Origin of the sequence: Streptomyces sp. NPDC047081, assembly GCF_040643775.1 — a bacterium.
In the GTDB taxonomy this organism is placed as follows: Bacteria; Actinomycetota; Actinomycetes; order Streptomycetales; family Streptomycetaceae; genus Streptomyces.
On the sequence record NZ_JBEYUY010000007.1, the window covers coordinates 20,783 to 46,579 of the forward strand.

The window sequence follows — 25,797 nt, forward strand, 5'->3', positions numbered from 1 at the left end:
GCAGGTCAGAAAACCGTCCCTCAGAGCGGGGCGCCCTCGCCCCGCTTGCCGTGGTCGCACTCAGATTCGTGACGGCGGCCACAGGGAGACAAGGGGCCTGCCGTCAGGCGGAAGGGCTTCGGAGGGTTGATTCCGGTCAGGCGTGCGCGTATAAATAAGCAACTTTCTTTCTTACAAGCGCCTGTCGAGAAGCTGCCGACTGCCGACGCCGAGGTGAGGCCACCGTGACCCGCCGTTATCCAGCAGGCCCCCAGGGGTTGCTGCGTTCGCTCAACGGGCGGGCCGTGCTGGAGGCGATCGACGAGGCGGGGCCCGTCACGACCACCGACCTGGCCGGGCGGATCCCGCTGTCGAGGCCCACCGTGGCCGCCGCCGTCGGGCTGTTGCTGGAGCGCGGGGTGATCACCGAGGTGGGCCCGGCGACCGGCCGCAAGGGCCCGGCGCCGGCCCAGTACCGGGTCAACGCCGACTGCGCCTTCGCGATCGGCGTGGACGTCGGTCACCGCAGGATCCGTGCCGCGGTCGCCGACGTCACCGGCCGGGTCCGGGCGCGGGTCGAGTCGGAGCAGCACGGGGAACAGGGGGCCGCGGCCTTCGTCGGGCAGATCCTCGACATGTGCGTCGGGCTGGCCGGGCGGGTCGGGCGGCCGCTGGAGGAGATCACCCAGGTCGTCGCCGGGCTGCCGGCCGCCGTCGGCCCGGACGGGCGTCAACTGTCGTACACCACGGGCCTTCCCGACGCGGGGGAGGGGCTCGGCGAGGCGCTCGGCCGGGCGATCCCCGTGCCGCTGGTCCTGGAGAACGACGTCAATCTCGCCGCCCTCGCCGAGCGCACCCACGGCCGCGGCGCCGAGACCGACGACTTCGTGCTGGTCAGCCTCGGTGTCGGGCTCGGTCTCGGGCTCGTGGTGGACGGGCGGGTCCGCCGGGGCGCCACGGGCGTCGCCGGTGAGGCCGGCTACCTCCCCAGCGACCGGATGATCGCGCCGGCCGGACAGCGCCGGGACCCCGTGCAGGAACACCTCGGCGCCCGCTACATCAGCGCTGAGGCGGCGCGGCTCGGACTGCCCGGCGACGGCAGCCCGCGTGCCGTCTTCGACCTCGCCCGCGCCGGCGACCCCGGCGCGCTGGCGATCGTGGACGACACCGCGCGCAGCGTCGCCTACGTGGTGGCCTGCGTCGTACCCCTCATCGACCCGGCGCTCATCGTGCTGGGCGGCGCCATCGGCGCCAACGGCGATCTGCTGCTTGAACCGGTCGCCCGCCATCTGGCCGATTTCAGTACGTTCCGGCCGCCGATCGTCGCCTCCGGGCTCGGCAAGGACGCCGTGCTCACCGGGGCGACCACCATGTCGGCGGAGCTGGCCCGCGAGGCCGCCTTCGCCGCCGCCACCACTCCCGTGTCACAGGCGGAGCCGTCCGCTCTGTCCTGAGAAACACCGCGGCGACGCCGTCTTGCCGGACAGCGCCGCCGCTCCTGGTCGCCGCGCATTGCCGTGCCCGTCGACCGACGACCGATCCGTCACCCAGGGAATCCCGTCTCCGAGGAAGGACGATCAGTGTTCAAACCTATCACCGGGGCCGTCTCCGCCACGGCCGCCGGAGTGCTGCTGCTGGCCGGCTGTACATCCACCGGGCCCTCGTCGTCAGAACCCGACACCGCCATATCCGCGGGCGCCTCGCACGCGCCCACCACGGTCACCGTCTGGACGTTCAACCACCTGCCGAACGAGGTGGCCGCGTTCAAGGCCACCCTGAACCGGCTGCACACCAAGTACCCCTGGCTGACCGTGAAGTTCGTCCCCAACAAGGACGACGCCGCCTACGCCAAGGCGGTCGCCGCGGGCGATCCCCCCGACGTCTTCATCAGCTCGGCACCCGACAACGTGGCGAAGTTCTGCTACAACGGCACGGTCGCCGACGTCGGCCCGTACCTGAAGTCGGCCAAGATCGACACGGCGAAGACCTTCCCGGCCGCGACCCTCGCCTACACCCGCTACCAGGGCAAGCAGTGCGCGCTGCCGCTGCTCACCGACGCCTTCGCGCTCTACTACAACAAGCAGATGTTCAAGGCGGCCGGCATCACCAAGGCGCCCACCACCCTCGCCGAACTGACCGCCGACGCGAAGAAGTTGACCGTCAAGAACGCCGACGGCTCGATCAAGACGTACGGCTTCGTGCCCCGCTCCGACTACGACGTCAACCGGTACCTGTTCACCGGCGCGCACAGCGGCACCGAGTTCTACGGCAAGGACGGCAAGACCACCTTCGCCTCCGACGCCAAGTGGCAGCAGCTGCTGAAGTGGGACCAGGAACTGATCGACTACTACGGCGAGGCCAACGTCCAGAAGTTCGTGGGGCGTTACCAGCCGCACGCCGACGACGCCGGCAACCCGCTGCTGACCGGCGCCGCGGCCATGGAGTACGACGGCGAGTGGCACGTCGGTGAAATCGCCTCGGAGAAGAAGGACTTCGACTACGGCGTCGTTCCGATGCCCGTCCTCGACGGGTCCTCGGGCACCTACGGCGCGGGCAGCACCCTCGGCACGGTCGCCTATCTGTCGGCGGGCTCGCAGCACAAGCAGGAGGCGTTCTTCGCGCTCCAGCAGCTCACCACCGACACCACCTTCCTCAACACCCTCGCGGACACGGTCTACAACATCCCGACCACGTTCGCCGCGCTCAAGGCCTGGGACAAGCGGAGCGACCCGCACTGGAAGCCGTTCGTCGACGTCTTCGAGAACAAGGACTCCACCTACAAGACGCTCACCCCGGCGGGCATCGAGGACATGGACACCTGGCGGGCGTTCCTCCTCGACTTCGAGCAGGGCAAGGTGAAGAGCGCCGCGAGCGGGCTGGCAGGCGTCGGGAAGAAGATCGACGACCTCAACTCCCAGAGCGGGCAGTAGAGATGACGACCGTACTCGCCCCCGTCGGCGAGGCCCCGGGCACGGCGCGCACGCGGCCGGCCCGGGGCGGGCGACGCCGCCCGAGCAAGGCCCGCTGGTGGGTCGTCCTCGCCTTCCTGTCCCCGTTCGTCATCGGGTTCTGCGTCTTCGTGCTCTACCCGGTGATCGCCACGCTCTACTACTCCCTCACCGACTTCCAGGCCGGCTCCTACCGCCCGACGCAGTTCGTCGGACTGCGCAACTACCGCGCCCTGTTCACCCAGTCCGACACCTTCTGGGTCGCCGTGCGCAACACCCTGTGGATGGTCGTCGTCATGGTGCCGCTGCGCACCGCCTGGGCCATGTTCACCGCCTGGGTGATCATCCGCGTCAAGCGCGGCCGGGCCGTCTACCGCACGTTGTTCTTCCTGCCGTCGATGGTGCCGGTGGTGGCCGCGGCCCTGTCGTTCATCGTGCTGCTCAACCCGGTCGGCCCGCTCAACCGGATGCTGGGCTGGGTGGGGATCAACGGCCCCGGCTGGTTCTCCGACCCCGCCTGGTCCAAGCCCAGCCTCGTCCTGATGGCCCTGTGGGCGAGCGGCAACGTCATGGTCATCTTCTCCGCCGCCATGCTCGACGTACCGCGTGAGCTGTACGAGGCCGCCGAACTCGACGGCGCGGGCACCTGGCAGAAGTTCCGCAGCGTCACCCTCCCGGCGATCTCCCCGGTGATCTTCTTCGCCCTGCTCACCGGCATGATCTACACGTTCCAGTACTTCACCGAGGCGTTCGTCGCCTCCAGTTCGGCGAGCGCCACATCCTCCAGCAACGACCTGGTCGGCTACCCCGCGGGCTCGCTGCTGTTCTACTCCACCGAGCTGTACCGGCAGGGCTTCGCGTACTTCAAGACCGGTTACGCCTCGGCCATGGCCTGGTTGCTGTTCCTGGTCATCTTCGCGGCGACCGTGGTCTTCATCCGCGCCTCGCGCCGCTTCGTGCACTACTCGGGCGGTGGCCGATGAGCACCCTCCAGCTGACGAAGCCGCGTGCCGGTCGCCGCGTGCTGTACGTGGTCGCCGAGCACGCGCCCGCCATCGCCGTCGCGCTCTGCTTCCTGCTCCCGCTGACGATCGGCGTACTCACGGCGTTCATGACCCAACACCAGGCCGGCACCGGCTCGTTGTGGCCCTCGCCCTGGGAGTTCGGCAACTTCGGCGAGGTCTTCAAGGCCATGCCCTTCGGCCGCGACCTGCTCAACACCATGCTGTACGCCGGACTTTCCACCGTCGGTGTCGTCGTCTCCTCGGTGCCGGTGGCCTACGCGCTGGCCCGGCTGAAGTGGCGCGGCCGGGAGGCGGTCTTCCTGGTCGTGCTCGCCGCGATGATGATCCCCGCCCAGGTCACCAGCCTGCCGCTGTACGTCATGTACGCGCACGCCGGCTGGGTGGGCACCCTCAAGCCGCTCATCGTGCCGTCCTTCTTCGGCGACGCGTTCAGCATCTTCCTGCTGCGCCAGTTCTTCCTCACCATCCCGGACGAGTTCACCGAGGCGGCCCGGGTGGACGGCGCGGGCGAACTGCGCATCCTTTGGCGGGTGTTGATCCCGATGGCCCGCCCGGCGATCGCCGCCGTCGGCCTGTTCGCCTTCCTCTACGCCTGGAACGACTTCTACAACCCGCTGCTCTACACGGGCAACAGCGACACCGGCCAGACCCTCGCGGTGGCCCTCAGCCAGCTCGCCAAGAACGGGCACCAGAACGCCTACCAGCTCCAGATGGCCGCCTCGCTGATGTTCCTGCTGCCGGTCCTGGTGCTGTTCTTCCTGGCGCAGAAGGTCTTCGTCGAGGGCATCGCGCTGACCGGCGTCAAGGGCTGACCCCCACACACTTCATGGGAGCACGAGTGAAGATCACCGTTGTCGGCGGTGGCAGTACCTACACGCCCGAACTGATCGAGGGCTTCGCCCGGCGCGCCGATGTGCTGCCGGTCGACGAACTCGTCCTGCACGACATCGACGCCGAACGCCTCACCGTCATCGGCGGCCTGGCCCGCCGTATCCTCGCCCGCCAGGGCTTCCCCGGCCGCCTGACCACGACGACCGACCTCGGCGAGGCGGTCGACGGAGCCGCCGCGGTCCTCGTCCAGCTGCGGGTGGGCGGCCAGGCGGCCCGGCTGGTCGACGAGACCCTGCCGAACCGCTTCGGCCTGCTCGGCCAGGAGACCACCGGCCCCGGCGGCTTCGCCAAGGCCCTGCGCACGGTGCCGGTGGTGCTCGACATAGCGGAAGAGGTACGGCGACGGGCCCGACCGGGCGCCTGGATCGTCGACTTCACCAACCCGGTCGGCATCGTCACCCGAGCCCTCCTGGACGCCGGACACCGCGCGGTCGGCCTCTGCAACGTGGCGATCAAGTTCCAGCGGCAGTTGGCCGCCCGCCTCGGCACCGACCCCGAGCGGGTACGGCTCGGCCACGCCGGCCTCAACCACCTGACCTGGATCCGATCGGTCACCGTCGACGGCACGGACCGCCTGCCGGAACTGCTGAGCGGCGACTCGCTCGACGCGATGGCCGCCCAAGTCCGCGTCCCCGCCGGGGCGTTGCGCGACCTCGGGGCGATCCCCTCGTACTACCTCCACTACTTCTACTGCACCGACGAGGAGATCAGGACCCAGCAGGCGGGCGGCAGCCACCGGGCCGAGCAAGTCCTCGCCATCGAGCGGGAGTTGCTCACGCTCTACGCCGACCCCGCCCTGGACCGCAAACCCGGCCTGCTGGAGCAGCGGGGCGGGGCCCACTACAGCGAGGCCGCGGCGGCCCTCGTCACGAGCCTGCTCACCGGCGACGGCGCCCACCACTACGTCAACGTCCGCAACGACGGAGTGCTGCCCGGGCTGCCGGACGAGGCCGTGGTCGAAGTCGGGGCCGACGTCGACACCGCGGGCCCCCACCCGACTCCCGTCCCGCCCCTGCCGCCCGAGATGCTCGGCCTGGTCCAGGCGGTCACGGCGTACGAGACCCTCGCCGTCGAGGCGGCCCTGACCGGGGACCGGACGGTGGCCAGACGCGCCCTCGTGGCCAACCCGCTGGTGCGCGAGTGGGAGCTGGCGGACACCCTGCTCGACGCCCTGCTGGAGGCCAACCGCCGCCATCTGCCCCGGTTCTTCGCGAGCGAGGCAGCCGATGCCTGACCTCGTCGTGGGCGTCGACGGCGGGAACTCCAAGACCGACCTGATCCTCGCGGACACCGACGGACGGCTGCTGTCCTGGGTGCGCGGCGCGGGCACGCGCCCGCACACCGAGGGCATGGAGGCCACCACCGAACGCCTCGCCCGCCTCGCCCGGCATGCACTGGCGGAGGCCGGCCTGCCCGGCACGACCCGGGTCCCGGTCGGCGCGTACTTCCTCGCCAACGTCGACCGCAGAGCCCAAGAGCGGCTGGCGCTACGGCAGTTGACCCAGCTCGGCGTGACCGGGCGGACCGTCGTGCGCAACGACACCTTCGCCGTGCTGCGGGCCGGCGCACCGGACGGCTGGGGTGTGGCGGTGGTGTCCGGGGCCGGCATCAACGCGGCGGCCGTCCACCCCGGCGGGCGCTCGGCCCGGTTCCTCTCCCTGGGCGACATCACCGGCGACTGGGGCGGCGGGCTCGCCGTGGCCCGGGCGGGGCTCGGCGCCGCGGTCCGGGCCGGCGACGGCAGGGGACCGGCGACCAGGCTGCGGCACGAACTGCCGGCCCACTTCGGCCTGGACAGCGTGGAGTCGGTCGCGCTGGCCGTCAGCGGCGGCGACATCCCGGTCACCGCGCTGCACGGTCTGGCCCCGCTGGTGTTCGCGAGCGCCGCGGACGGCGACGCCGTGGCAAGGGGCATCGTCGAGCGCCTGGGTGACGAGATCGTCGCCATGGTGACAGCCCTGCTGCGCCGGCTCCGACTCCTGCGCACGCCTACGCCGGTGGTCCTGGGCGGCGGCACACTCCAGAACGACCACGTCCTCCTCCCCGACCACATCCGCACCCGCCTCTCCACCGAGGCCCCGCTGGCCCGCCCCCGGGTCCTCGACGTCCCCCCGGTCGCGGGCGCCCTCACCGAGGCCCTGGAGACGGCGGGCGCCCCGGCCACGGCACGCCGACGTCTGCGCGAGACGGTGGCGGGCCGCAAGCCACCGGAACCTCTGACGGACGACGCCTGAGCCGGCCCCGGCCCTTTTCAGGCTGCTCGGCCCCGCCCAGTGCGCCCAATCCGCCCCGCCCGTCGCCGAGTTGCCGACGCCGACCCCTCGACTATCCCCGACCGGCACGTCACACCCACCGCACCGCACCCCACGTACCTGCGACTTTCACACGGACGCCACCCGACCCTTCCCTGACGTTTGCTGCTCTTGGAACACTCGCACCGCGCACATTCCGTCACGTTCCGGCCATCCGCACCTCAGGATGAGAGGCAGCAACCCATGCCCGAAGTCAACCGGCGCAGATTCCTCCAACTCGCGGGCGCGACCACCGCCTTCACCGCGCTGAGCAACAGCATCCAGCGCGCCGCCGCGCTCCCGGCGAACCACCGCACGGGTTCCATCGAGGACGTCGAGCACATCGTCGTCCTGATGCAGGAGAACCGATCCTTCGACCACTACTTCGGCACGCTCCGGGGTGTTCGCGGCTTCGGCGACCCGCGCCCCGTGGTGACCCGGCAGGACGGAAAGCCGGTCTGGTACCAGTCGGACGGCACCAAGGACATCCTCCCCTTCCACCCCGACGCGGACGACCTGGGCATGGCCTTCATCCAGGACCTCCCGCACGGCTGGAACGACGGACACGCCGCCTTCGACAACGGCAAGTACGACAAGTGGGTCCCCAACAAGGGCTCCACGACGATGGCCTACCTGACCCGCGAGGACATCCCGTTCCACTACGCGCTCGCCGACTCCTTCACCATCTGCGACGCGTACCACTGCTCGTTCATCGGCTCCACCGACCCGAACCGCTACTACATGTGGACCGGTTACACGGGCAATGACGGCCAGGGCGGCGGGCCCGTACTCGGCAACGACGAGGTCGGCTACGGCTGGACGACGTACCCCGAGCGCCTGGAGAAGGCCGGCGTCTCCTGGAAGATCTACCAGGACGTCGGCGACGGCCTGGACGCCGCCGGCAGCTGGGGCTGGATCAACGACGCCTACCGCGGCAACTACGGCGACAACTCGCTGCTCTACTTCACGCAGTACCAGAACGCCAAGCCCGGCGACCCGCTCTACGACAAGGCCCGCACCGGCACCGACGCCCGCAAGGGCGAGGGCTTCTTCGACCAGCTCAAGGCCGACGTCAAGGGCGGCAAGCTGCCGCAGATCTCCTGGGTCGTCGCCCCCGAGGCCTTCACCGAGCACCCCAACTGGCCCGCCAACTACGGTGCTTGGTACGTCGCCCAGGTCCTGGACGCGCTCACCTCGGACCCGGAGGTGTGGGCGAAGACGGCCCTGTTCATCACGTACGACGAGAACGACGGCTTCTTCGACCACCTTCTGCCGCCGTTCCCGGCCGGCTCCGCCGCGCAGGGCAAGTCGACCGTCGACCCGAGCCTCGACCTGTTCAAGGGCGACAGCAGCCACCCGGCCGGCCCCTACGGCCTCGGCCAGCGCGTGCCGATGCTCGTCGTCTCGCCCTGGAGCAAGGGCGGTTACGTCTGCTCCGAGACGCTCGACCACACCTCGATCATCCGGTTCATGGAGGCCCGCTTCGGCGTCCACGAGCCCAACATCTCGCCCTGGCGGCGCACCGTCTGCGGTGACCTGACCGCGGCCTTCGACTTCTCCCGCAAGGACACCCGGCCGGTCGCCCTGCCCGACACCGACGGCTACCAGCCGCCGGACAAGGACCGCCACCCCGACTACAAGCCGACCCCGCCCGCCAACCCGGTGCTGCCCAGGCAGGAGCGCGGCCTGCGCCCGGCCCGCCCGCTCAAGTACGCCCCGTACGTGGACGGTTCGGTCGACGCGGCGGCCGGGAAGTTCACGCTCACCTTCGCCTCGGGGGCGAAGGCGGGCGCCGCCTTCCTGGTGACCTCGGCCAACCGCACGGACGGGCCGTGGAGTTACACCACCGAGGCCGGCAAGTCCGTCGCGGACACCTGGAACTCGGCGTACTCGAACGGCTCGTACGACCTGAGCGTGCACGGCCCCAACGGCTTCCTGCGCGTCTTCAAGGGCCCGAACAGGACCGCCGGACCCGAGGTCACCGCCCGCCACCACGGCGACGACGTCGAGCTCACCTTCACCAACAAGGGCTCCGGCACGGTCCGGCTGAAGCTGAAGGGCGGCTACGGCTGCAAGCCGCAGACCATCACGGTGCGGGCCGGCGCGACGGTCAAGCACACGGTCGACCTCGCGGCGAGCAAGCGCTGGTACGACCTGACGGTCACGTCCGAGGCCGACGCCTCGTTCCTGCGGCGATTCGCCGGACATGTCGAGAACGGCCGTCCGGGCGTCAGCGACCCGGCGATCATCGCAGGGTAAAGGCTGATGAATACGGTGTTGCCGGGACTGGTGGGGACAGTGGGGAAGCGGGGTAGTGTGCCCCGGTGACCACGCAATCGAACACTCCTGCAGGTTGGTACCCCGATCCGCACGGAGCGCCGCAGACCCTTCGCTACTGGGACGGCGCCCAGTGGACCGAGCACACCAACGCGCAGCAGCAGGCCGGCGTCCAGCAGCAGGTGCCGCAGCAGCCCGCCGGGCCCGATCCCCGGGTGCAGCGTCAGGTGCAGCAGCAGGCCGGAGTCGCGCCCAGCGGCTCCGGCGGCGGCAGCCTGTTCACCGAGCCGGTCCTGGTGGTCAACCAGAAGGCCAAGCTGATCGAGCTGACCAACGAGTACAAGGTCATGGATCAGAACGGCAACCAGATCGGCTCGGTCACCGAGGTCGGGCAGAGCGCGCTGAAGAAGGTGCTGCGCTTCGTCTCCAGCCTCGACCAGTTCATGACCCACCGGCTGGAGATCCGGGACGCCTACGGGCAGCCGCAGTTGCTGCTGACCCGGCCCGCGAAGTTCCTCAAGTCCCGGGTGGTCGTGTCGCGTCCGGACGGGTCGCCGGTCGGTGAGATCGTCCAGCAGAACATGATCGGGAAGATCAACTTCGCGATGAACGTCAACGGCCAGCAGGTCGGGGCGATCAAGGCGGAGAACTGGCGGGCGTGGAACTTCGCGATCGTCGACCACGCGGAGAACGAGGTCGCGCGGATCACGAAGACGTGGGAGGGCCTCGCCAAGACGATGTTCACCACCGCGGACAACTACGTCCTCCAGATCCACTACCAGCTGCCCGAGCCGCTGCTGAGCCTCGTCGTCGCCACGGCGCTCACCGTGGACACGGCACTGAAGCAGGACTCTCGCGGCCTGGGGTAATACCAGGGTCGGATCGCGGCCGGTCACGCTTGTGCGTGGCCGGCCGTTCGCGTTTCCGTACGACCGGGTCCTAGCGGTGCGCGAGGCCGTCGATCATCAGGCCGAGGGTGAAGTCGAAGCGGTCGTGGCCCTCGCCCGCCGTGATCTCGGCCGCGTGGCGGGTGGTGTGGGGGAAGGTCCCGGCGGGCAGCGCCGCGAACCGGCGCAGCAACTCGTCGCGGTCGACGACCCAGACGGCGTCGTCCTGCGCCGAGCGCCTGCGGGCGATGGACGTCTCCAGGCAGTAGGCCGCGACGTACAGCAGGAGGGCGTCGATGGCCCATGCCGCCGCCTGTGGCGCGACGCCGCCCGCGAGCAGGATGGCCAGCATTCCCTCGGTGACGCGCACCGTCTCCAGATCGGTCGGCGCCATGGCGAGCGCGGCCTGTGAGATCCCGGGGTACTTCAGGTACTGGTCCCGGATCTGGGCGCACACCCCACGGATCTGCTCCCGCCAGGCCGCGGGGTCGGGCTCGGGCAGGTCGAGCTCGGAGCACAGCCGCCCGATGAGCAGCTCGTCGAGGTCGGCCTTGTTCACCACGTGCGCGTAGAGCGAGGCGGGCCCCGTGTCGAGCGCGCCCGCCAGTCGCCGCATGGTCAGCGCCTCGTAGCCCTCCGTGGCGACGACGTCCAGGGCGGTGTCGACGACCTGCTCCACGGTGATCGGTGCCGTACGCCGCCGCGGTCTGGGGGCGGCGCCGGCCTCGGGGTTCGGCGGCAGGTGACGCGCCGCACGTCGCTCTCTCGGGTTCACCGGGTCATCATAACTTGACACGAACGCCGTTCGTTCATAGAACAGTGTTCGTGAAGACGAATGTGAAGACGAATGCGAATCAGTACACGGACGTGACCGTCGTCGGAGCCGGACCGGTGGGCCTCGTGCTCGCCGCGGAGCTGGCGCTGGCCGGAGCGTCGGTGCAGGTGCTCGAACGACTGGCGGAGCCGGACCGGTCGATGAAGGCCGGGTCGATCAACGTGCCGACCGCCGAAGCCCTCGACCGGCGCGGTCTGCTGCCGGCCGCCGAACAGGTGCAGCGGGAGATCCTCGAAAAGGTGGGGTCGTTCGGCGGCGGGAAGGCCGCACGGTTCACGGGGCACTTCGCGGGGATGGTCCTCGAACCCGACCTGGTGGACTGGTCCGACGCCGACCTCGCCGCGCACACCGCCGCCGACGGGGCACGCATGGTGCCGCAGCGCGAGCTGGAGGCGCTGCTGGCCGGCCATCTCGCGCGGCTCGGCGTGCCGGTGCGACGGGGTGTGGAGGTGACCGGGCTGGAGGACACCGGCGAGGGCGTCCTCGTGGGCACCAACGCCGGTACCGTGCGCACCGGTTGGCTGGTCGGGTGCGACGGCGGACGCAGCACCGTGCGCCGCCTCGCGGGCATCGGCTTCCCGGGCACCGACCCGGAACTGACCGGACATCTGGCGGTCGCCGACATCGCCGACCCGGAGAAGCTCGCCGACGGCTGGACCTGGTCGAGCCGGGGGGCGTACCGCTACGGGCCGCAGCCCGGGCGCGTGGTCACCGTGGAGTTCGACGTGCCTCCCGCCGACCGGACCGCGCCGGTGACGATCGAGGAGGTGCAGAGCAGCCTGCGCCGGGTCTCGGGCACCGACGTCACGCTCACCGCGCTGCGCGCCCCCGCGACCCGCTGGTCCGACAACGCCCGCCAGGCCGCGACCTACCGGTCGGGCCGCGTCCTGCTGGCCGGCGACTCCGCGCACGTGCACTCGCCGTTCGGCGGCCAGGGGCTCAACCTCGGCTTCGGCGACGCGATGAACCTCGGCTGGAAGCTCGGCGCCGTCATCGCCGGCTGGGCGTCCGAGGAACTCCTCGACACCTACGACGCCGAACGCCGGCCCCTCGGCGTCTGGGTGCTGGACTGGACGCGGGCCCAGATCGGGGTGCTGCGCGGGGACGCCAAGTCGGCCGCGCTGCGTGAGATCGTCGCCGACCTGCTGAGCACCCGGGAGGGCGCCACGTACGCCGTCAAGAAGATCTCCGGCGTCACCCAGCGCATCGACCTGCCCGGCGACCACCCGCTGATCGGGCGGTACGTCCCCGACCTGCCCCTGAACGACGGCTCCCGGCTGGCCGACCACGGCCACCACGGTGGGTTCCTGCTGCTGGACCGCACGGCCGATGGCGTCTTCGCCGACCTCGCCGCGTCCTGGAGCGACCGGGTGACCACGGTGACCGACGAACACGCGACCCCGGCCGGCGTGCTGGTCCGCCCCGACGGAGTCGTCGCCTGGGCCTCCGACACCACCGACGCCACCGGCCTCGAAGCGGCCCTGCACCGCTGGGCCGGCACGCCGTCGCCTGCGGTCGAGGTCACGCCCTGATCAGAGCGGTGTCAGATGCCCCGGGTCGGAAGGCTGCCGGGGCACCAACGCCGGTTCGGGCGTCGCCGTTTCCGGCTTGAGGGCCAGCACCGCCGCAACCGGGTGCTCCTCATCGACCTCGACCACGGACACGGGCGTCACCCGCGTCAGCAGTACGACACCCCACGACGCGACCGTCCCGCCCGCGAGGGCCAGCAGCACTCCCGCCGCACCCCCGCGCAGGCCCTGACCGAGCAGGGTCAGTCCGATCGCCGCGGCGGCGATCGGGTTGGACAAGGTCACCACCGCGAGCGGAGCGCCGAGGCCACCCTTGTACGCGGTCTGCGACAGCAGCAGCCCGCCGACCGCGAAGGCGGCCACCAGCACCGCGACCAGGACGACCTGGAGGCTGAGCGCCGGGCCCGAGCGGTCGGTCGCGGCCACCGTCACCGTCTGGGTGAGCGCCGAGGCCACACCCGACGCGAAGCCGGAGGCGGTCGCGTGGCGCAGGCCCGGCTTGGTTCCCGGGCGGGACAGCAGGCCGATCAGCGCGGCGGTCGTACCCGCCACCACGAGGGCCTCGGTCAGGCTCAGCACCTGGTCCGGCGCCGATCCGGACGCGGTGACCAGCAGCGCGGCCAGACCGGCCAGCGTGAGCGCGGTGCCGCGCCATTCGGCCGCGGTGACCTTCCGGCCCGCCACCCGCGCTCCCATCGGCACCGCGGCGACGAGCGTGAGAGCGCCAAGAGGTTGTACGACGGTCAGCGTGCCGTACTTGAGGGCCACGACGTGCAGCAGGGCCGCGCCGGCGTTGAGCCCGACCGACGCCCACCAGGCGCCCGCGCCCAGCAGCCGCAGCATGCCGGTGTCGGCGCTGCGGGCGGCGAGCCGCTCCTGGGCCACAGCGGCGGCCGCGTAGGCGACGGCGGAGACCAGCGACAGGGCGATGGCGATCAGGGTGGCGGTCATCGGCCCGCTCCCACCAGGACGTTGGTGTCCTCGGCGACCGGCGCGAGCTGTTCCCCGGCGCGCCCTGCCGTGCTGACCGTGCGGTGCGGACGGTGGATGAGGGCGAGCGCGGCGCCCAGCATGGCGGTGGCCACGATCGCGTCCAGCCAGTAGTGGTTCGCCGTACCGACGATCACCAGCAGGGTGACCAGCGGGTGCAGCAGCCACAGCCAGCGCCACCGGGAGCGCGTGGCCGCGATCAGGCCGATCGCCACCATCAGGGCCCAGCCGAAGTGCAGCGAGGGCATCGCCGCGAACTGGTTCGAGAGGTGGTCCGAGGAGGGCGGGCCGTACACCGAGGGCCCGTACACGTGCGCGGTGTCGACGAGTCCCGTGGCGGCCAGCATCCGCGGCGGCGCGAGCGGGAACACGAAGGGCAGCACCAGGGCCGCCGAGGTGACAACCGCCAGGACCCGGCGGGCCCAGACGTAGTGCGCGGGGCGCCGCAGGTACAGCCAGACCAGGAAGGCCAGGGTGGCGGGGAAGTGGACGGTCGCGTAGTAGGTGTTCGCGATGTGCACCAGGGTGTCGCTGTGCAGCAGGGCCGACTGCACCGCGCCCTCGCCGGGCAGATGGAGCGTCCGTTCCAGGTCCCACACGCGATGCGCGTTGTGCAGGGCCTCGCCGGTGTGGCCGGTCGCCAGCTGGCGGCCGAACTTGTAGACGAGGAAGAGCCCTGCGACGAGCAGGAGCTCACGGACGACCGGAGGCCGGGCTATCGCGCCGGTCTCTCCTTCTGCAGGCTCGGTGCGGGCATTCATCCCCCGGCCCCTTCGCTGACGTGGTGCTGGTTGGTACGTGGTGAGACTCGGGCCGGAGCCCGAACTCATCGGTACGCCTCCGTCCCGAAACGAATGCGTTCCGATACGAGAGTGTACCGATACGCAGGCGTTCCGGTACACTGGCGTATCGGTTGAGGTACGACACACCGGCTTCGGGGAATAAAGCCGGGATAAGGCCGACACTCGCAGCGAAGGAGCAGAGCACATGACGTCGCAGGCCGCGGACGGACCGGAGACGGTCGCCGCCTCGCGCCGCTCCAAGATCACGCCGGAGCGTGAGCAGGAGTTCTTCGACGCCGTGCTGGAACAGATCCGCGAGTGCGGATACGAGTCCGTGACGATGGAGGGGGTCGCCGCCAGCACACGGTGCAGCAAGTCGACCCTCTACCGGCAGTGGAAGACGAAGCCGCAGTTCGTGGCGGCGGCGCTGCGCTCCGCGCGCCAGGTCCGCTTCGGCGGCATCGACACCGGCTCACTGGCCGAGGATCTGCGCCAGGCGGCGCGGATCGCCGCGCAGTGGGGGAGGAAGGACACCGCCCTCCACCAGGCCCTCGGCCACGCGATCATGCAGGACCCGGAGCTCCAGAAGGCCCTGCGCGAGGCGCTGATCGACCCCGAGATCTGCGCCCTGCAGGACATCCTGCGGCGCGGAGTGGAGCGCGGCGAGATCGCCGCCGACCACCCGGCGCTGCCGTACGTCCCCGCGCAGATGTTCGGCGTGATGCGCGCCCGGCCCGTCCTGGAGGGCGAGTACGCCGACCCCGACTACCTGGTCCGCTTCGTGGAGGCCGCGGTGCTGCCCGCACTCGGACTCACCTGAGAACCAGGCCGCCGTCCACGGGATGACTGGACGGTGACCTGCCGCGCCGCACCGTGGGGACGGGGGCGGCGCGCACCCCCCGGCCGGGTGGGGCTCCCCTTGAGCGGAGGGGCGCTCCACCCGGCCGACCGTTTCGGGGGACCGCTGGCGCGGGGTCAGACCTTCTGGCCGTTGCCGCTGCCCGTCGAGACCTTGATGCCCTTGGTGATGTCGTCGATCACCGACTCCTTCTGGCCGACGTCGACGCCGAAGCGGACCACGACGATCTCCGAGGAGTTCGCGGGCGACGGGAAGGCGAGCGACTCGACATAGCCGTCGGCGCCCTTGCTGGTGACCGCCTTCCAGCGGACCAGATAGCCCTTCTGCCCGGCCACGGTGACCGCCTTGGAGGCGAGCACCTGGTGCGAGGTGATCGAGCCGTAGGTCTTGCCGCCGTAGGACTCCTCGGCGTTCGCCTCGATGTCGGCCTTGGCGACCGCCTCGGCCGTGCTGCCCGCGGTCTGGAGGACCGAGGCCGGCGCCGAGTACGCGCCGCCCTTCGTGCAGGTCTGCGAGGTCTCGCCGGGGCACTTGTAGGAGTCGTTCGAGGTGACCTGCGCGCCCACCGTGATCTGCTGGCCGTACCAGTCCTCCGGGATGGGCAGGCTGATCCCGCTGATCGGGTCGGTCACCGAACCGCTCTCGATCTTCGGCGCCTCGGACTGGCCGGGCGCGGGCGACTCGGTGCCGCCGGAACCCCCGGAGCCGCCCTGGCCGCCGGGCGCGCCCGAGGGCCCGCCGTTGCCGCCGAACGGGCCGCCCTGGCCGCCGTTCTGCCCGCCGGCCCCGCCCTGACCGCCCGGCCCCTGCTGGGAGTTGGCGGTGCCACCGGAACCGCCGTCGCCGGTCAGCGCCCACACGCCCACGCCGATGCTGGCCAGCACCGCCACGGCCGCGGCCACGGCTATGCCCGTGCGCAGCCCGCGCCGCGGGGCGGCCGGCGGCTCCGAGGGGAACGCCGGATAGGTGGGATACGCCGCGAGCGCAGGATCCGCGCCCTCCGTCGGCGCCTGCGCCGGGGGACCCCATACGGCGGCCGAGCCCGCGGGGCGGGTCCGGTCCGTCCATGCCTTGCCGTCCCACCAGCGCTCGGTGGCGGGACCCTCACTTGTCTGCCCCGGGTCGGGATACCACCCGGGAGGAGTCACCTGCGTCATGCCACCACCGTATGAGGCGTCGGTGAAAGCGGGATGAGAGGATCCGGCTTTCAGGCCATGACCAGCCGGGCCGGCGGCCGCGAGCCCGGCGCCGGCAGCCGCAGTCCGCCCCGCCCGGGAGCGATCGAACCGAGCACGCTCGCCCGCCGGGCGCCCGTGCTCGCGTGCTCGGCGCTAGCCGGCCCGTGCCAGGTCAGGAACCCCAGTACGGCGAAGGCGTACGCCTCCTTCGCGTCCGTGGCCAGGCCCGGCTGCTGCCGGGGATCGCGGTGCGCGCGTCGGACGAGCAAGCGCCTGAGCACCGGACTCCGGATCCCGCCGCCGGACGCGATCACCTCCGTGGCCCCCGGCGCGAGCACCGCGTCCGCGACCGTCCGGGCCGTGAGCACGGTGAGGGCGGCGACGACGTCCTCGGCCCCCAGCGTCCCGAACCCGGCCAGCGCGTCCTGGAGATACCCGAGATGGAACACTTCCTTGCCGGTCGTCTTGGGCGCGGGCGGCGCGTAGTACGGCTCCGCCGGCAGCCGCTCCAGCAGCGGCTCGTGGACGCCGCCCCGACCGGCCGGCGCCCCGTCGACGTCGTACGCGAGCCGCCCGCCGCTGAACCCCCTCGCGGCCGAGTCGATCAGCGCGCAGGCCGGCCCCGTGCCGAACGCGGTGCCGTCCGGCGCGGTCAGGTTGGCGATGCCGCCGAGGTCCAGGGCGACGGGCGTGCCGGGGCGGCCGCGCAGCCACAGCAGGTCGACCGGGCTGACCAGGGGCGCGCCCTGCCCCCCGCGGCGATGTCGCGTGGCCGGAAGTCGGCGACCACGGGCAGTCCGGTCGCCTCGGCGATCCACGCGGGCTGCCCCAGCTGGAGCGTGCCGTGCAACTTCCCGCCCCTCCGCCCAGTGGAAGACGGTCTGCCCGTGCGAGGCCACCAACTCGGCCTCCCCGCCGCACAGTTCACGGTTCGCCCGGACGGCCGCCGCCGCGAAGGCCTGCCCGATCCGCGTGTCGAGCCGGCACACCTCCCCGAGGGAGGTGGCCGCGGGCGGCAGCGCCTCCCGCAGCCCCTCGTCGTACCCCTCGCCCACCATCCCCAGCGGCTCCAGTACGAGACTGTCGCCGACCAGGCGCAAGTCGGCCGCCGCCGCGTCGATCGCGTCGTACGACGTGCCCGAGAACACGGCATTCGACAGGGCGTAGGCGAGTCCGAGGCCCGTGTGGCGGACGTTCGTCGGGAAGAGTTCCGCGAGCATCGCCGGTCCCGGCCCCGCCATCAGCCCCACCACCGCACCCGCGCCGAACACCGCCACACCCTTCACGGTGCCCGAAGTGCCGTCGTCCTGAAGGAGATTGAGCAGCGGCACCGCGAGCAGCGTCACGAGACGGCGGCAGGACGACCAGGACGGTGTACCCGGCCGCCGCCCAGCCCATGATCCGCGCGGCACCCAGCGCGATCGCACCCGCGACCTCGCGCGCGGGCGGCCGTACGACCTCCGAATCACCGAACTCCCCGCCCGGCGACAGCCCCTGAAGCACCCTCAGAAACGTCAGCAGCCAAGGAGTCAGGGCCCGCGGCCGTCGCGTACGTCGGCAGCGCGCCGATCAGCACCGGCCGCCGCCCGAACCGGTCACCCAGCCGCCCCGAACTCGTACCACTCGACGAGATTGCCCACCGAACCCGCGGCCAGCGCCCCTAGCGCAGACGGCTGCCGCGTGTCCCGCCGTTGTCCGAAAAACAGCGTCATTTCAGCGCCTTTTGACTGTCCGTCGGGTCCGCACAGGCAGGTCACAGACGGTACGCGTCGCCTGCGTGAATCCGCTGTCACCCATCACGGCAACAGCTGCCCCGACCCGCCTCCACTTCGGCAATCGGACGGCTACGCTCAAGGTCTGTACGTCGTTCGGGCGACTTGGGGAGGTAACGGGATGACGGAGGTACGGCCCGCGGAGGCCGCCTCGGCCTCCCTGTGGGAGCGCGACGAGGAAGTCGCCGCCGTCGAGCGGGCCATCGACACCCTGCGCGCCGACCACTCGTCCTCGGGCAGCCTGCTGCTGATCCAGGGCGAGGCGGGACTGGGCAAGACGGCTCTGCTGAACGAGACCCGCCGCCTGGCCGAGGCGCGCGGCTGCCAGGTCTGGTCGGCCCGCGGCGGCGAGACCCTCAGGTCCGTCCCCTTCAACGTGGTGCGGCAGCTGCTGCAGCCCGCGCTGATCAGGCTGATGCCGGAGGAGGCCCGCGAGTACCTCGGCGACTGGTACGACGTCGCCGGCCCCGCCCTCGGTATCACCGAGCCGGGCGGGCCCCAGGCCGACCCGCAGGGTGTGTGCGACGGCCTGGTCGCCGCCGTAACCAGGCTGGCCCGGCGCGACTGGCCGCTGGTGCTGCTGATCGACGACGCGCACTGGGCCGACCAGGAGACCCTGCGCTGGCTCGCCGCCTTCGCCGAGCGGCTCGACGACCTCTCCGTCCTGGTCGTCGTGGCCCGCCGCCCCGGCGAGGTCAGCGGCGAGAGCGCCCGCCACCTCGACGCGATCGCCGCCGCCTCGGGCCGCCCCGACGCCACCCTGAGCGCCCTCACCCCGGAAGCCACCGCCGGCCTCACCCGCGCCACCCTGGGCGCCCACGCCGACGGACCGTTCTGCCGCGAGGTCTGGGCCGTCACCGGCGGCAACCCGTACGAGACCGTCGAACTCCTCGCCAAGGTCGGCGACAGCGAGCTGGAGCCGACCGAGGGCGCGGCGGCCGAGCTGCGCGCCCTCAACCGCTCGGCCCGCGGCGGCGGACTCGTCGCCCGCCTGGAGGAACTGGGCGTCGACGCCACCCGGTTCGCCTGGGCCGCCGCCATCCTCGGCAGCGACATCTCCGTCGACCTGGTCGCCCGCCTGGCCACCATGGGCCACGAGGACGCCGCCCGCTGCGCCATCCTGCTCCAGGGCGCCCGCATCCTCACCGAGCCCGACCCGGTCGGCGGCCAACCGGGCACGGGCGAGATGGAGTTCGTCCACCCGCTGATCCAGTCCGCCGTCTACAACTCCATCCCGGACGCCCTGTGCACCGCCATGCACGGCATCGCCGCCCAGGTCATCACCGACTCCGGGCGCGGTGCCGCCATGGCCTCCCGGCACCTGCTCCGGGTCCATCCGGACGACGACGAGGAACTCGTCGAGCAGCTGCGCGAGGCCGCCCGCGAACACCTCGCCGTCGGCGCCCCCGACGCGGCCCGCCGCTGCCTGGAGCGCGCCCTGCTGGAACCGCCCCGCCCCGAGACCCACGCGCGCGTGCTCTACGAACTGGGCTGCGCCACCCTGCTCACCGCGCCCGCCACCACCATCGACCACCTGCAGTCCGCACTCGGCATGCCCGGCCTCGACGGCGACACGCGCGTGGACGCGGTCTTCCGCCTCTCCCAGGCACTCCTCCACAACGACCAGCTGCAGGAGGCCGTCCGCACGGTCGAGGCGGAGGCGGCGCGGCTCGAGGACGGTCCGGCGAAACTGCGGCTCCAGGCCGTCCAGTTCATGTGGGAGGGCATCTTCTCCGGCGAGGCCGTCTCGCCGGACCGCTCCGAACGGCTGGCCGCACTCGCCAGTACCTGCACCGGCCGCGACAACTCCGAGCGGGCCCTGCTCATCCTGCGCGGCTTCGACGCCCTGATCCACGGCGAGAACGCCGAGGAGGTCGTCGAGTACTGCGACCGCGCCCTCGTCAACGGCCGTCTCGCTCCGGGCCTCGGCTGGACCGACACCGAGTGGGGCGTCGAGCTCCTGATCATGCTGACCAGCTCCTACGCCCACGCCGACCGCCTCGACCGCGCCGAGAGCCTGTGCACCGAGGCCCTGCGCGCCTATGAGACGGCCGGCTGGAGCGGCGGCCATCTCGTCCTGGCCCACGCCTACGTCGGGCTCACGCACCGCCGGCGCGGCCGGCTGCGGGAGGCGGAGGCGTCCCTGCGCGAGTCGCTGCGGCTCGCCGAACGCGTCGGCCGCGGACTGCCGTTGTACTGGACGGTGACCTGCAACCTCGTCGACACCCTGCTCGCCCGCGGCCATGTCGCCGAGGCCTGGGAGATCGCCGAGGAGTACGACTTCGCCCCGCCCTACCCGTCCACCGTCGTCATGCCCGACGCGCGTTCCGTCCGCGGCCGCCTGCTGCTCGCGGTCGGCCGTACGAAGGACGGGATCAACGAACTGGAAGAAGCCGAGAAGGCCGCGGCCGCGTGCGGCCACCGCAATCCCGTGGTCGTCGCCTGGGCACTGGACCTCGCGCGGGCCCTCGCCCGCGAGGACCCGGCACGGGCCGCGCAACTCGCCTCGGACGCCCGCCGCCAGGCCGAGCGGTTCGGCACCGACACGGCCATCGGCCAGGCACTGCGCTGCGCGGCCGCCCTGGAGACCGGCCAGCGCGCGGTCCGCCTGGCCGCCCAGGCCGTCGCCTATCTGGAGTCCTCTCCCTGCCAGTACGAGCATGCGGCGGCCCGGGTGGAGTACGGCATCGCCGCACGGTCGGTGGCCGAGATCAACCGCGGTCTGGGGCTTGCCCGGCAGTGCGGTGCGGACGGCCTGGTGGCCCAGGCCAGGGAGGTGCTGGAGACGGGCCGGGGGCTGCGCTAGGGACCACGCCCAGGGCCTGATCCGCCGGACAGGCCCTAGAGCGACAGCAGTTGATCGGTCACCGCCGACAGGCGCTTGTGCACATCGCGGTCGTACGTCGACTCGTGCGCCCGCGCCGGGGCCGTGCCGTCGAAGTAGCCGCCCGTGCCCAACTCCCGCGTGGCCAGGGCCAGTACGCCCGGGGCGCCGTCCGCCACCGTGTTCCAGGGAGTGACGCCGCCCTCGCGGACCATCGCCGTGTCCATGAAGGTCGCGGGGTGCAGGACGTTCACGGCGACGCCGGTGTCCGCCAGCTCCTCGGCCAGGGCGAAGGTGTGGGCGGCCAGCGCGAACTTGGCCCGGCAGTAGGCCGCGAAGCCGTCGTAGCCCCGCCGGAACTCGATGTCGTCGAAGTCGACGGGCTCCTGACCCACCGAACCGACGTTGACGATCCGGGCGGGCGCGTTGTGGCGCAGCGTCGGCAGCAGGGCGCGCGTGAGGACCACCGGGGCCAGGTAGTTCACCGCGAGGCGCAGTTCATGGCCGTCGGCACTCAGCTCCCGGCCCGCGCCGGGCGCGCCTGCGCCGACGCCCGCGTTGTTGATCAGGACGTCCAGATCGGGATGCGCGCCCGCGACATGCGCGCCCAGCTCGCGGACCTGCGCCAGCGAGGCCAGGTCCGCGACGAAGGCCTCCGCGTCGCCCTCGGCGCGCAGCTCCGCCACCAGCTGCTCCGTCCGGCCCGGATCGCGGCCGTGGGCGAGCACGACGTGCCCGGAGCGGACCAGCGCGAAGGCGACGTAACGGCCGAGACCGGACGTGGCGCCGGTGATCAGAATGGTGGACATGCCTCCACCGTAGGCACGCGGTGCGGGCATGTGCGAGGTGCTGCTGAGGCTACGACCACGAGTGTCACCCTTCGTTCTCCGCCGCTTCCTCCGCCAGCACCCGCTGGGCCGCCGCGAACGCCGAGTTCGCCGCCGGAACCCCGCAGTACACGGCCGTCTGCAGCAGCACCGCGCCGATCTCCTCGGGCGTGAGCCCGTTACGCCGGGCGGCGCGCACATGCATGGCCAGCTCGTCGTAGTGCCCGTGCGCGACCAGCGCCGTCAGCGTGATCATGCTGCGCTCGCGGCGCGAGAGCGTCGGGTCGGTCCAGATCTCGCCCCACGCGTAGCGCGAGATGAAGTCCTGGAACCGGGCGGTGAAGGGGGTCTGCCGGGCCTGCGCCCGGTCCACGTGCGCGTCCCCGAGCACCTGCCGCCGTACCTCCATACCGCGCTTGGCACCCCCGCCGAGGTGGGCACGCAGCGCCGTGAGCACGGCCTCCGGGCACTGCGCGGGCGCCAGATGCGAGGCCCCCGGGATCTCGACCAGCGCGGAACCGGGCACGGCGTCCGCGATCTCCCGCAGATGGGCGGGCGGGGTCGCCGGGTCCTCGCGGCCGGCGACGAGCAGCGTGCGTGCGCGGATCTCGCCCAGCCGGTCGCTCAGATCGAAGGCGGCCAGCGCGTCACAGCACAGCGCGTACGCCTCCGGATCGGCCTCGGCGTGGTCGCGGACGAGCTCCGGATCGGTGAAGTCCCCCGCGAACCAACGGGCGTTGGCACTCTCCAGCAGCCACTCCATCCCCTCCCGCCGTACCCGCTCGGCCCGCTCCTCCCACGGCCCCGCGCCGTTGAAGTGGGCCGAGGCGCAGATCACGGCCAGCGACTCGACGCGCTCGGGATGGTGCACGGCCAGATGCAGACCGACGGCCCCGCCCAGCGAGACCCCCGCATACGCGAACCGGTCGATCCCGAGCGAGTCGGCGAGCGCCAGCACCAGGTCGGCCAGGTCACCGACGGTGACGCCGGGCCCGATCAGCCCGGCCGCCGACCCGCCGTGCCCCGGCAGGTCCCAGCGGATCACCCGATGGGTGATGGACAGCTCGGGCGCCACCTTGTCCCACAGGGCGTACGACGTCCCGAGCGAGGGCCCGAGCAGCAGCGGGGGAGCCGAAGTCGGCCCTTCGGCACGGTGGTTGAGCAGCTTCTCGGTCAACGTCGCTCCAGAGCACGGTCGGTGAGGCTTGCGGCCGCACCGGTGTAACGGGCGGGGTCGGTGAGCTTGCCGAGGTCCACGTCCTTCAACTCGGGCTCCTCGGCGAGGAGTTCGGCGAGAGTGCGGCCATCGGTGTACGTCCGCTTGGCGACCTCCGTGAGCAGGGCCTTGGCGCGGGCCCGGCCCAGCATCGCGGCCAGCTCGGCCGACAGCCGCTCGGAGACGATCAACCCGTGGGTGAGACCCAGGTGTTCACGCATCGCGTCCGCGTCCACCCGCAGCCCTTCGGTGAGTTCGGCCGCGTCGCGGGCGGCTCCGCCGACCAGCCGCAGCAGATCCCTCAGCGGCTCCCACTCGGCGTGCCAGGCCCCGGCGGGCCGCTCGTCCTCGGCCGCCATCGACCCGTACAGGGTGGCCGCCAGCTGGGGCGCCCGGCGCGTGGCGGCCGCGATCAGCGTGGACCGCACGGGATTCGCCTTGTGCGGCATGGCGGACGAACCACCCCCGCTGCCCTCCGCGACCTCCGCGATCTCGGTACGGCCGAGCACCAGCACGTCCGCCGCGACCTTGCCCAGCGCCCCGGCCGCGAAGGCCAGACAGCCGGCGAGGTCGGCGATCGGGGTGCGCAGCGTGTGCCAGGGGAGGAGTGGTTCCGTGAGGCCGAGCTCGCGGGAGTAGGCCGCCACGAGGGCCTGCGGGTCCTGGGCGCCGTACGCCGTGAAGGCCGCCAAAGTACCGGCGGCGCCGCCGAGTTGGGCGGGCAGCGAATCCCGTACGGCCTTGATCCGGTCGCGTGCGTCGAGGACGAGCGAGCGCCACCCCGCCGCCTTCAGCCCGAAGGTCGTCGGTACGGCGTGCTGGGTGAGGGTGCGGCCGGGCATTGCGGTCTCACGGTGCCCGGCGGCGAGCCGGGCCAGTGCCCGCTCGGTGCGGGCGAGGTCGGGGAGCACCGCGTCGAGGGCGCGGACGGCGACCAGCATCGTGGCCGTGTCCATGATGTCCTGGCTGGTCGCGCCCCGGTGGACGTACGGGCCGTACTCCTCGCCGACCGCCTTCGTGAGGTCGGCGACCAGAGGGATGACCGGGTTGCCGCCGCCGCGGGCGCGCTCGGCCAGGGAGCGCACGTCGTAGCGGTCGGCGACCGCCGCCCCGGTGACGGCGGTGGCCGCCTCTACCGGGGCGAGGTCCAGGGAGGCCTGGGCCCGGGTCAGGGCCGCCTCGGCGTCGAGGAGGGCTTGCAGATAAGCCGTGTCGGAGGTCGCCGACGCGGCGGGGGAGCCTGCCCACCCGGGGGCGAGCAGGCCGGTGCCGTCGGGATCGACAGAAGTCACTGGAACTCCAGGAAGACCGTCTCGCCTTCGCCCTGAAGGCGGATGTCGAAACGGTATGTGCCACGGCCCTCGTCCGCCGCGACCAGCGTGCCGCGCCGCGCCTCGTCCAGCCGCGCGAGCAGCGGGTCGGTCGCGTGCGCCGCCTCGTCGCCCGGCAGGTAGATCCGGGTGTACAGGTGCACCAGCAGCCCGCGCGCGAACACACACGCGCTGATGTACGGCGCGCTGCGACCCCGCGCCCCCGGACGCAGCGTCCGCGCGTACCAGTGCCCGTCGGCGTCGGTCTGGATGCGTCCCCAGCCGGTGAACTCCACGCCGTTGCGGCCCAGATAGTCGCCGGAGGCCGGGTCTCGGCGTATCGAACCGTCGGTGGTGGACACGTTGCCGTCGGGGTCGGCGCCCCACAGCTCCACGAACGCGTCGGGCAGCGGCTTGCCCTCGCCGTCCAGGATGTAGCCGTGGACCGTGATCGTGTCCGGGTGGCCGAGCGGGGCGATGTCCTCGCCGCCGCGGAAGGGAAGCGCGTAGCCGTAGAAGGGACCCACCGTGTGCGAGGGGGTGGGCAGCACGCTCTCCGGCCTGCTTGTGTCGATCTTCGTCATGGCAGGTCAGCGCCCTTCTTCGATCCAGGTGGCGTTCGGGCCGTCCAGCACGATGTCCCAGTGGTAGCCCATGGAGAACTCCGGCACGGACAGGTCGTGGTCGTAGGTCGCGACCAGCCGCTGGCGCGCCGCGTCGTCCGTCACCGACTGGATGATCGGGTCGTACGGGAACAGCGGATCGCTCGGGAAGTACATCTGCGTCACCAGCCGCTGAGTGAACGCCGTGCCGAACATCGAGAAGTGGATGTGCGCCGGGCGCCAGGCGTTGACGTGGTTGCGCCAGGGGTAGGGGCCCGGCTGGATGGTGGTGAAGCGGTACGCGCCGTCCGCGTCGGTGATCGTGCGGCCGACGCCGGTGAAGTTCGGGTCCAGCGGGGCGTCGTGCTGCTCGCGCTGGTGGGCGTAGCGGCCCGCCGAGTTGGCCTGCCAGACCTCGATGAGCTGACCGCGGACCGGACGCCCGGAGCGGTCGAGCAGCCGCCCGGAGACGGTGATCCGCTCACCGATCGGCTCGCCGTTGTGCTGCCGGGTCAGATCGTTGTCGATCATGGTGATGTCCCGCTCGCCGAAGGCGGGGGAGTGCAATTCCACCAGCTCCGGGTCCTTGCTGACGTCGATGGCGATGGGCGGCTGCTTGGGGTGGCGCAGTACGGAGGAGCGGTACGGCGCGTAGTCGCGGCGCGGGTGGTGTTCGACGGGGGCGCCGTCGGCGACCCGCTTCTCGTAGGCGGCGTGCTCGGCCGCGATCTCCTGGTCGATGTCGTGCTGGGTGAGAGTCATGGGGATTTTCCTC

20 protein-coding genes and 2 pseudogenes are annotated in these 25,797 nt (G+C 72.0%); 11 read left to right on the top strand and 11 right to left on the bottom strand.

The window, feature by feature from the left end; all coding sequences use genetic code 11:
• Positions 1 to 224: 224 nt before the first annotated feature.
• The 8 genes from ABZ848_RS15155 to ABZ848_RS15190 all read left to right on the top strand — a co-directional run bounded on the left by ABZ848_RS15155 (position 225) and on the right by ABZ848_RS15190 (position 10,280).
• A complete protein-coding gene (locus tag ABZ848_RS15155; RefSeq protein WP_360831033.1) occupies positions 225 to 1,433 on the top strand; it encodes an ROK family transcriptional regulator in 1,209 nt (402 codons plus the stop codon).
• A 126-nt stretch (positions 1,434 to 1,559) separates the two neighbouring features.
• Positions 1,560 to 2,909: an extracellular solute-binding protein gene (locus tag ABZ848_RS15160; RefSeq protein WP_360831036.1), complete on the top strand. Its 1,350-nt coding sequence runs from the start codon at positions 1,560 to 1,562 to the stop codon at positions 2,907 to 2,909.
• A 2-nt stretch (positions 2,910 to 2,911) separates the two neighbouring features.
• On the top strand, positions 2,912 to 3,910 hold the full coding sequence (locus ABZ848_RS15165) for a sugar ABC transporter permease (RefSeq protein WP_360831039.1): 999 nt from the start codon (positions 2,912 to 2,914) through the stop codon (positions 3,908 to 3,910).
• Positions 3,907 to 4,764, top strand: a complete 858-nt coding sequence (locus ABZ848_RS15170; protein ID WP_360831042.1) for a carbohydrate ABC transporter permease — start codon at positions 3,907 to 3,909, stop codon at positions 4,762 to 4,764. The genes ABZ848_RS15165 and ABZ848_RS15170 overlap by 4 nt, the downstream gene beginning before the upstream one ends.
• 26 nt (positions 4,765 to 4,790) lie before the next feature.
• The gene (locus ABZ848_RS15175; RefSeq protein WP_360831045.1) at positions 4,791 to 6,077 is read left to right on the top strand and encodes a 6-phospho-beta-glucosidase; all 1,287 of its coding nucleotides are present in this window, start codon (positions 4,791 to 4,793) and stop codon (positions 6,075 to 6,077) included.
• Complete coding sequence (locus tag ABZ848_RS15180) at positions 6,070 to 7,077, top strand: BadF/BadG/BcrA/BcrD ATPase family protein (RefSeq protein WP_360831049.1); 1,008 nt, start codon at positions 6,070 to 6,072, stop codon at positions 7,075 to 7,077. Before ABZ848_RS15175 ends, ABZ848_RS15180 begins: the two co-directional genes overlap by 8 nt.
• Positions 7,078 to 7,338: 261 nt before the next feature.
• On the top strand, positions 7,339 to 9,393 hold the full coding sequence (locus ABZ848_RS15185) for a phosphocholine-specific phospholipase C (protein ID WP_360831052.1): 2,055 nt from the start codon (positions 7,339 to 7,341) through the stop codon (positions 9,391 to 9,393).
• A gap of 65 nt (positions 9,394 to 9,458) precedes the next feature.
• Positions 9,459 to 10,280, top strand: a complete 822-nt coding sequence (locus ABZ848_RS15190) for a phospholipid scramblase-related protein (RefSeq protein ID WP_360831055.1) — start codon at positions 9,459 to 9,461, stop codon at positions 10,278 to 10,280.
• A 70-nt stretch (positions 10,281 to 10,350) separates the two neighbouring features.
• Here the strand turns inward: ABZ848_RS15190 and ABZ848_RS15195 are convergent, their stop codons facing one another.
• Positions 10,351 to 11,073, bottom strand: coding sequence for a TetR/AcrR family transcriptional regulator C-terminal domain-containing protein (locus ABZ848_RS15195; protein WP_360831057.1), 723 nt, complete (start codon positions 11,071 to 11,073; stop codon positions 10,351 to 10,353).
• A 44-nt stretch (positions 11,074 to 11,117) separates the two neighbouring features.
• Here ABZ848_RS15195 and ABZ848_RS15200 point away from each other — a divergent pair, with 44 nt between their 5' ends.
• Positions 11,118 to 12,665: an FAD-dependent monooxygenase gene (locus ABZ848_RS15200; protein ID WP_360831060.1), complete on the top strand. Its 1,548-nt coding sequence runs from the start codon at positions 11,118 to 11,120 to the stop codon at positions 12,663 to 12,665.
• On the opposite strand, the gene ABZ848_RS15205 is transcribed toward ABZ848_RS15200, so the two are convergent.
• Both ABZ848_RS15205 and ABZ848_RS15210 read right to left on the bottom strand, forming a co-directional pair.
• The gene (locus tag ABZ848_RS15205) at positions 12,666 to 13,613 is read right to left on the bottom strand and encodes a hypothetical protein (RefSeq protein WP_360831063.1); all 948 of its coding nucleotides are present in this window, start codon (positions 13,611 to 13,613) and stop codon (positions 12,666 to 12,668) included.
• Positions 13,610 to 14,413, bottom strand: a complete 804-nt coding sequence (locus ABZ848_RS15210) for a phosphatase PAP2 family protein (RefSeq protein ID WP_360831066.1) — start codon at positions 14,411 to 14,413, stop codon at positions 13,610 to 13,612. The genes ABZ848_RS15205 and ABZ848_RS15210 overlap by 4 nt, the downstream gene beginning before the upstream one ends.
• 226 nt (positions 14,414 to 14,639) lie before the next feature.
• Between ABZ848_RS15210 and ABZ848_RS15215 the strand changes: the two genes are divergently transcribed.
• On the top strand, positions 14,640 to 15,254 hold the full coding sequence (locus tag ABZ848_RS15215) for a TetR/AcrR family transcriptional regulator (protein ID WP_360831068.1): 615 nt from the start codon (positions 14,640 to 14,642) through the stop codon (positions 15,252 to 15,254).
• Positions 15,255 to 15,409: 155 nt separating this feature from the next.
• Here the strand turns inward: ABZ848_RS15215 and ABZ848_RS15220 are convergent, their stop codons facing one another.
• The 3 genes and pseudogenes from ABZ848_RS15220 to ABZ848_RS15230 form a co-directional block, all read right to left on the bottom strand.
• Entirely contained in the window at positions 15,410 to 16,450 is a 1,041-nt protein-coding gene (locus ABZ848_RS15220; protein ID WP_360831071.1) for a DUF2510 domain-containing protein, read from the bottom strand.
• Positions 16,451 to 16,500: 50 nt separating this feature from the next.
• Positions 16,501 to 17,631, bottom strand: a pseudogene (locus tag ABZ848_RS15225) (anhydro-N-acetylmuramic acid kinase).
• Positions 17,608 to 18,183: pseudogene (locus ABZ848_RS15230) on the bottom strand (metabolite-proton symporter); the annotation flags it as partial. The pseudogenes ABZ848_RS15225 and ABZ848_RS15230, both read right to left, overlap by 24 nt.
• Before the next feature lie 181 nt (positions 18,184 to 18,364).
• On the opposite strand from ABZ848_RS15230, the gene ABZ848_RS15235 reads away from it, so the two are divergent.
• The gene (locus ABZ848_RS15235) at positions 18,365 to 21,049 is read left to right on the top strand and encodes an AAA family ATPase (protein ID WP_360831074.1); all 2,685 of its coding nucleotides are present in this window, start codon (positions 18,365 to 18,367) and stop codon (positions 21,047 to 21,049) included.
• A 35-nt stretch (positions 21,050 to 21,084) separates the two neighbouring features.
• Here the strand turns inward: ABZ848_RS15235 and ABZ848_RS15240 are convergent, their stop codons facing one another.
• From ABZ848_RS15240 to pcaH, 5 genes are all read right to left on the bottom strand, one after another.
• A complete protein-coding gene (locus ABZ848_RS15240) occupies positions 21,085 to 21,876 on the bottom strand; it encodes an SDR family NAD(P)-dependent oxidoreductase (protein WP_360831077.1) in 792 nt (263 codons plus the stop codon).
• 64 nt (positions 21,877 to 21,940) lie between these two features.
• Complete coding sequence (gene pcaD / locus ABZ848_RS15245; protein ID WP_360831080.1) at positions 21,941 to 23,071, bottom strand: 3-oxoadipate enol-lactonase; 1,131 nt, start codon at positions 23,069 to 23,071, stop codon at positions 21,941 to 21,943.
• Entirely contained in the window at positions 23,068 to 24,402 is a 1,335-nt protein-coding gene (gene pcaB, locus ABZ848_RS15250; RefSeq protein ID WP_360831083.1) for a 3-carboxy-cis,cis-muconate cycloisomerase, read from the bottom strand. Before pcaB ends, pcaD begins: the two co-directional genes overlap by 4 nt.
• A complete protein-coding gene (gene pcaG / locus ABZ848_RS15255; protein WP_360831086.1) occupies positions 24,399 to 25,004 on the bottom strand; it encodes a protocatechuate 3,4-dioxygenase subunit alpha in 606 nt (201 codons plus the stop codon). The genes pcaB and pcaG overlap by 4 nt, the downstream gene beginning before the upstream one ends.
• Positions 25,005 to 25,010: 6 nt before the next feature.
• Positions 25,011 to 25,784 (bottom strand): protocatechuate 3,4-dioxygenase subunit beta, encoded by a 774-nt coding sequence (pcaH, locus tag ABZ848_RS15260; protein ID WP_360831089.1) that lies wholly within the window; start codon positions 25,782 to 25,784, stop codon positions 25,011 to 25,013.
• Positions 25,785 to 25,797: the final 13 nt, after the last annotated feature.